6 protein-coding genes are annotated in these 7,532 nt (G+C 43.8%); 3 read left to right on the top strand and 3 right to left on the bottom strand.

Translation table 11 applies throughout. The annotated features are described in order from the left end of the window. Positions 1 to 11 precede the first annotated feature (11 nt). Positions 12 to 1,847 (bottom strand): M4 family metallopeptidase, encoded by a 1,836-nt coding sequence (locus VOR_RS0101785; RefSeq protein WP_010317598.1) that lies wholly within the window; start codon positions 1,845 to 1,847, stop codon positions 12 to 14. 645 nt (positions 1,848 to 2,492) lie between these two features. On the opposite strand from VOR_RS0101785, the gene VOR_RS0101790 reads away from it, so the two are divergent. After that, complete coding sequence (locus VOR_RS0101790; protein WP_010317600.1) at positions 2,493 to 2,897, top strand: cystatin domain-containing protein; 405 nt, start codon at positions 2,493 to 2,495, stop codon at positions 2,895 to 2,897. Between the two features lie 125 nt (positions 2,898 to 3,022). Here the strand turns inward: VOR_RS0101790 and VOR_RS0101795 are convergent, their stop codons facing one another. Continuing rightward, the gene (locus VOR_RS0101795; protein WP_010317603.1) at positions 3,023 to 4,198 is read right to left on the bottom strand and encodes a lytic polysaccharide monooxygenase; all 1,176 of its coding nucleotides are present in this window, start codon (positions 4,196 to 4,198) and stop codon (positions 3,023 to 3,025) included. Between the two features lie 504 nt (positions 4,199 to 4,702). Between VOR_RS0101795 and glpT the strand changes: the two genes are divergently transcribed. Continuing rightward, positions 4,703 to 6,079 carry a glycerol-3-phosphate transporter gene (glpT, locus tag VOR_RS0101800; RefSeq protein ID WP_010317605.1) on the top strand — a complete coding sequence of 459 codons (1,377 nt, stop codon included), beginning with the start codon at positions 4,703 to 4,705 and terminating at the stop codon, positions 6,077 to 6,079. Between the two features lie 99 nt (positions 6,080 to 6,178). Next, complete coding sequence (glpQ, locus tag VOR_RS0101805) at positions 6,179 to 7,237, top strand: glycerophosphodiester phosphodiesterase (RefSeq protein ID WP_010317607.1); 1,059 nt, start codon at positions 6,179 to 6,181, stop codon at positions 7,235 to 7,237. A gap of 58 nt (positions 7,238 to 7,295) precedes the next feature. On the opposite strand, the gene VOR_RS16570 is transcribed toward glpQ, so the two are convergent. Further along, positions 7,296 to 7,532, bottom strand: a 237-nt coding sequence (locus VOR_RS16570; protein WP_286118367.1) for a LysR substrate-binding domain-containing protein, incomplete at its 5' end; no start/stop codon positions are given.

Consider the following 7,532-nt stretch of genomic DNA (forward strand, 5'->3'; position numbering starts at 1 on the left):
AATAAAGTTGGTTAATCCAGTCTTAACGTTACACCACTGTAGTTACTATAGCCTTTGAGCATCACATGGTAAGTGGTTCCTGGTGTTGCAGAAATTGTGCACTGTTCATTGTTACCCGATTCGTAAGGGCGGCAATCCCACGAAGAAGTGGTTGGTTTACTGCCGGCTTTGACATACAAATCAGCATCACCTGAGCCCAAACTGATCGAAACTTTAGCGCTGGTTGAGCTTGTGACCGTAAAGGTATAGAAGGCTGCGGAGCCTCGCGCACCTTGTAACGCAACAATAGGTTTACCTTTTTCAAGTACATTACCTACAGGAGGCACTACGCCACAGCTGGCATTTACGCCCACTTGGTTAAAGGCATCAACCACATCCGCTTTGTTATAACCTAAGTCTTGTGCCGCTTTTGCGACGCCACATCCACCTTGGTCAAAGGTACTGTTTGCTGTCCAATATAACTGGTTAGCTACGGTGAACACTTCAAAACCTTTACGAACCGACCAATTGGCTTTGTTGGCTAGCAAATAATACGCGCGATTAAACACACCACTTGAATAGTGAACATTTAATCCATTGTAGTATTGAGAAGCGTGATCGATAGACCGGCCATCTTTTGATGGTTGGTCAAAGTAGCGTAAACCACCCGAAGACTTAAATATGTCACTGCCAACAATCCAGTCAACGCTGCCTTTCATATAAAATTCAGCCGCTTCCCCAGCAATATCAGAGAACGCTTCATTCATCCCGCCAGACATATTTTTGTAAACAAGCCCTGAGTTCTGCTCGGTAAAACCGTGGCTCACTTCATGCGCGCTGACGTTAATATCCACTAATGGATAAAATGTATTTTGGCCATCACCAAAAGTCATGGACGATCCGTTCCAGAAGGCGTTTTCATAATTGCTGCCGTAATGAACACGCATGGTTAGCTGAAAGGTTAATGGTGTGGTATTCATCCAGTCTTTGTACATATCGAACACCACCTTACCAAAGTAGTGTGCGTCATTAAGCGGAGAGTAAGCACCATTCACCGTTTTGTAATCGTTGTAATTACTCGCATCAGTACATGGATAGCTGAATGTTGAACCGCCGGATGTTGCATGCTTCATATCCACCGTTTTTACGGCGCTGTTCACCATGCTACAAGTGGTGCCGACTTTATTGATCAAGAACGTGGGGAAATCCGTTCCATATTGATAAAAACCGGTCTTTTGATTCCCACCAGGCCCTGTGCCCGTCGCCTCTGCGTGGTTTAACCCTTCCCATGTTTCTAACACCTCACCCGACATTGCATCAATGAAGAAAAACGGTCGTGCAGGTTCATTGGTTGCAACAAAGAAATCGACTAAGTAAACCATCTGAGCTGTTTGGTTTTCATCCAAGCGCACCATCAATTTAGCGTGTTCATTCTCTATTGTAAGGTCGTCTGCAAGCAGTGATGGATTCTGCTGTTGATAATGAGCCAATGCAATATTCATCGCTTTCTTTTGTTCAACTTGCGGTGAAATACTCGTCATATCGGCATCAATTTGCTGCGCCATCATGCCATAAACTAGATCGATACCTTTCTCAGTCTGCGTTGCGACGACTGACGTATTGAAGACCGGTAAACCATGATACATCTGTTGGTAACGGACTTTGACTTTACCATTAGGTAGAGTGATACTTTTTACTGCTTGGAAACCATTTTGTGTTGGCACAATACTGCGAGCCTGCATGGATAAAGCTTGTTCTAATAGAGTTTGGTCATCAACTTGCACCATTTTTGCGGCCGATACAGGCAGTGCTGCTGCGATAGAGGCGGCGAGGAATAGCCACTTTATTTGACGTTGTACTTTTTTCATTTCTCAATCCTAGAGAGTTATTATTAGCATCCGCTGACGACTTACATCCAATCAACCACCAGCGACGTGACTGCGAATGGTTCGCTTATTAAAAGTGATTCAAGAAGGCCAACCTTGCCAGCAGCACGAAAAAATAGTGCAAAACGAGCGTCAAATAAAATGGTCACAAAAAAGACAGTAGCCCAAATTACTTGGATATTTTCGGGAAAATGTTACATAAATGTTAAACACTTAGGCGTAAATGATAGTTATGCGTACATTTAAAAGAACACACAATTATCAATATATTTTTTACTTGAAATTGAAAAAGGCAGCGTTCGCTGCCTTCTAATGATCACATTACTACCACTAAAACTTATAACCAGCGCCTGTCATAAATACCCGAGGGTCTAGGCATAAAAACACACTGTTATGTAATACGTTTTTTATGTGCATCGTACCTACCCTAACGTTGAAATGCTTTATTATTTATGGTTAAAAACTGACAGAATTGGCAAGAAATACTAATAGCGTTTTATTGTCAGAAAATATCATCATAATTTACCACGCACCTAACAGAGCTTGACGGACTCCTCACAACACAATTGTTAATATGAACTCCTCAGATTAACCCTTTCTGCTTTTCTAAAAACAAAGGACAACTCAATGAAACGATTTCTTTTACCTCTATTTGGTGTGCTCGCGTTAGCGGGGTGTGATCAACAAACAAAAACAGAAAGTACCAAGGTTCTAGAGCCCACTGCGGTCGTGGCGGAAACAGAGACCGTATCATCCCCCATCTGTGCAAGCGAGTTGATGCCGGGAGGTTGGCAAGCGACAGAAATTACTGATGAAGCTAAAGAAGCGTTGCAGAGCGCTTTAGCAAAAATAGAGAACCATGCCCAATTAAAAGACATTATTGATGTCCGCTCACAAGTGGTTAACGGGGTGAATTATGCCATTGAGTTTGAAATGGATGATGGCAGCATTTGGAATGCGGTAATCTATCGCAGTTTAGAAGGTGATTACTCGTTATCCCAACCAGCAAAACAAGGCAAATTGTGTGAATAACCGCATCTCATAAACCATTATTAAACCAGAGTTAGAGAGTAAAAATGGCATTGCCTCTTTTTACTCTCTAACTCTTTTTACCCTTCAATTCTCTTTTTACTCTTCAATTCTATGGCTATTTAACGCTATCGCCACACACCCCATTCACCAGTTGTTCCTGGCTCTTCATTTTTTGTCCACCACTGCGCTGTCCAAGTTTGCTGATTGTGCATAACGACATCACCGGACGTATAAATTTTAGTCGCACTCCAAGCATTATCGGGGACAGGTGGCTGTGGCGTGTCCTCTTTTAGCAAAGAAAGCTGATAACTGTAAGTCGCGTTTGGAGCAAATACACGATTAGCATACACATTCTGGCTATCGTACATATAGTGATTCATTTCTTGGTGCCAAATACCAATAAACCACTCCCCTTTTTTCACTTGGTTAAACTGACCTGCCACTTCCGCTGGCCACGTTGCTGTATTATTGGCTGAAATCGCTAAGCTGATATCGGTCGTTTCATTGCCGTTGGCATCGAAGGTACGCAAACGAACCGTATCGCCAGATTCAACAGGACCAAAACCTTGTGAAAGGTAACCACCAAGATCGCTGAGATTCTGCGCAGGTTCTGATGGGTCTGTCGGATCCGTTGGGTTTGAGCCACCACCGCTAAAACTGATATCACTGCAGTTATAAAAACCTTCGCCCGCGGCATCAACACGTTGCCAGCGAGTATAGAGTACAGCATCACCACTTCTATCGGCGGGCAGGGTAATCTTGATGCGATATTTTTTATCCGTCCCTACCGTTACATTCCCTTTGGTATCAATAAGATCCAGATCATCCCAAGTTAATGGGGCCTCACCAGTATAAGTCGGTTTAGAGAGATAAAACTCCCAATAAGAGGGGTTATGTGGCGCGGTAGCATTAAAGACTAATTCGATTTGTTGATTGGCGTCTAAATTCACGGCCGTTTTTTGCCAATGAGGTGAAGCAACATCTAACCCTGCTTTGGCATTGCTGCCTGCGGAGCACAGCAAGCCGTCGCGAACAACAGCTTGAACATGAGTCATGTCACGATAATTTGCTACATTGGCCGCCACTTCATTGCGTTGTACAAAAGGATAAGCTCCGGACTGATCAAAAGCCGCTTGGCATGCTGCATTAGGGATCGCATTACTCCAAAAACCACCATCTAGGTAACAGGTGTTTTGCCGTGCGCTCGGAAATTCAACCCAGCCATGAGCTTGTACATGAGTAGAAAGCAAAGCGCTCAATGAAAACAAACCCAACACACTGACTTTATTAAAATTATTCATCATTCTTCCTTTTTGCATTATTAACATCAATGCCACAGAACTTCACTCCGTAACACATGGATTGCTAATCAAAGCTAACAAGAATTATCAATAGACAGTGTCAAATCTAGGTACGAATACTGGACTATTTGCTTATTTTGCCACCCTCTTTCCAATCAAATAGGGTATGGAGCATTGAACTCACCGTGGGTTTCGAGTGACTTCATGTTTTAACAATTTTTGCCAATTTTCCTTATCTGCGATTCAATTGATGGCAAAACAACCAAAAACAAACATCTCGCGAACAAAAATGAAAAGGATTACATCTCAAATTAATGGTACTAACATTAAGAAAATGAAAACTAATTATTTGTTTTCCTGCGTAAATTAATTCACCTGTAACATTTGTCACAGAAATACATTCTATTGCACACGACAATGCGGCCCTCTTTCGAACGAAATATTTTTTTATCGTTCGAGCTTTAGAACCATCGCACTACATTAATAGTAATGGGGTCAACTATGTTGTTTGATATCTTTAAACCAAAGGCGCATATAGAAAGGCTATCTTCTGATCGCCTCGATAGCACTTATAGCCGCTTACGCTGGCAGTTATTCATCAGTATTTTTGTCGGCTATGCAGGCTACTACCTTGTTCGTAAGAACTTTAGTTTGGCGATGCCTTATTTGATTGAGCAAGGTTTTAGCCGTGGTGATCTTGGGGTAGCTCTTGCCGCTGTGTCGATTGCTTATGGCTTGTCTAAGTTCTTAATGGGCAACGTATCTGACCGCTCTAACCCACGCTACTTTTTGAGTGCAGGTCTTTTAATGTCTGCATTAGTGATGTTCTGTTTCGGTTTTATGCCGTGGGCAACAGGCAGCATTACCGCAATGTTTATTTTGCTGTTCTTAAACGGTTGGTTCCAAGGTATGGGCTGGCCTGCGTGTGGCCGTACCATGGTTCACTGGTGGTCACGTAAAGAGCGGGGGGAAATTGTTTCAGTATGGAACGTAGCCCACAACGTCGGCGGTGGCTTAATTGGTCCCCTTTTCTTGTTTGGTCTTTGGGCATTTAACGATGACTGGCGCGCCGCATTTTACGTTCCTGCTTTTTTTGCGACCTTAGTTGCCATTTTCATTTGGATGACACTGCGCGATACGCCGCAATCTTGTGGTTTACCACCCATTGAAGAGTACAAAAACGACTATCCAGACGACTACGACAAATCTCATGAAACCGAGATGACCGCTAAAGAAATCTTCTTCAAATACGTTTTCTCAAACAAGCTATTATGGTCTATCGCTATTGCCAACGCCTTTGTATACCTCATTCGTTATGGCGTATTGGACTGGGCTCCTGTTTATTTGAAAGAGGCCAAAGAGTTCACCGTTGATAAATCTTCTTGGGCGTACTTCTTGTATGAGTGGGCAGGTATTCCGGGCACGCTATTGTGTGGTTGGATATCCGACAAAGTATTCAAAGGCCGTCGTGCCACTGCGGGCATCTTATTCATGGTTCTTGTTACCTTTGCAGTACTGATTTACTGGTTCAACCCTGCGGGTAACCCAGGCATCGATATGGCAGCTCTTGTTGCAATTGGTTTCTTAATTTATGGCCCAGTAATGCTAATTGGTTTATACGCTCTGGAACTGGCTCCGAAAAAAGCAGCAGGTACCGCAGCAGGTTTAACAGGTTTGTTTGGTTATCTCGGCGGCGCAGTGGCGGCAAACGCTGTATTGGGTTACACCGTTGACCACTTTGGTTGGGATGGCGGCTTTATGATCTTGGTCGCTTCGTGCGGTATTTCTATCCTTTGTCTGCTGTATGCCTACGTTGGCGAGCGTGCTCACCATAAAGAAAAAGACAGACTTGCGGAAGAAAAAGCGTCAACGCTATCATAAATCTGACACCTAAATGTGTTGAATTTGCGTTACGCACTGTTCACTTTGAATCAAAACTCTCCCCCTGCACCGTCAGGGGGAATTTTTAAGGATAACAATATGAAACTGATACCATTCGCACTTTCCATGGCTACTTTAGCCAGCTCGGCGTGGGTTCAAGCAGAACCATTGGTGATAGCCCATCGCGGCGCTTCCGGTTATCTGCCTGAACATACCCTGGAAGCCAAAGCGCTTGCTTACGGCATGAAGCCTGATTTTATTGAACAAGATGTCGTGATGACCAAGGATGACCAATTGGTGGTTCTACACGATCACTACCTTGACCGCGTCACTGATGTTGCCGAGCGTTTCCCTGACCGCGCACGTGGTGATGGTCGCTACTACGCCATCGATTTTACGCTGGCAGAGATCAAAAGCCTGCGTGTAACTGAAGGTTTTAATATCGATGAAAAAGGCAATAAAACTGCCGGTTTCCCCAACCGTTTCCCTCTTTGGAAATCAGACTTCACCGTCCCAACCTTAGCGGAAGAGATCGAGCTGATCCAAGGGCTGAACAAAACGCTCGGTTACGATATTGGTATTTATCCAGAAATCAAAGCGCCTTGGTTCCACCGCCATGAAGGGAAAGACATCAGTAAAGCGGTGCTGAAAATGCTGAAGGAATATGGTTACGACAGTCAAGAGTCGAACGTTTACTTGCAATGTTTTGATCCTATCGAGCTAAAACGCATTAATGATGAACTGCTTCCAGCAATGAACATGGACCTCAAGCTGGTTCAATTGATCGCCTACACCGATTGGAATGAGACAATGGTCTATGATGGCTGCCAAGCACAACCATACAGCTATGATTGGATGTTCGAAGCAAACGGCATGCAACAAGTCGCCACCTACGCCGATGGAATTGGCCCGTGGAAACCTATGTTGGTTGACGATGCTTCAACCAAAGAAAACATCATCATCAAGCCGTTGATGAAAGCCGCTAAGGCCTCAGGGTTAATCGTTCACCCTTATACCTTCCGCGCAGAACCCGATCGCATTGCACCTTATGCAGACAGCTTTGAAGGTATGCTCAATGTGTTCTACAACACTGTCAAAGTGGATGGTTTATTTACCGATTTCCCAGACAAAGCCGTCACATTTTTACATCAGAAATAGATATCCTTTGATTGGTAAATTTCACTTAATCTCATCCCCTGCATTTTAATGTGGGGGATTATTTTTTAATGCAAAGTGCTTTCACCATCTTCGCTACTTGCTTATTTAAGTTGCTGGCTTCCCATACTAAGGCTATCTGACTGCTAAAGGGCATTCCCTCCAAGCTAGCAATGGTGGCAGAATCATCAATATGCTCTGCTAACGATTTGGGGACAATCGCAATGCCAAAACCAGCTTGAGCCATTGCCACTGTTGAGCGTAGTTGCGGTGCAAAGAATCGGGTCATGACTCCAAT

The sequence above is a fragment of the Vibrio ordalii ATCC 33509 genome (genome assembly GCA_000257205.1).
GTDB lineage: Bacteria > Pseudomonadota > Gammaproteobacteria > Enterobacterales > Vibrionaceae > Vibrio > Vibrio ordalii.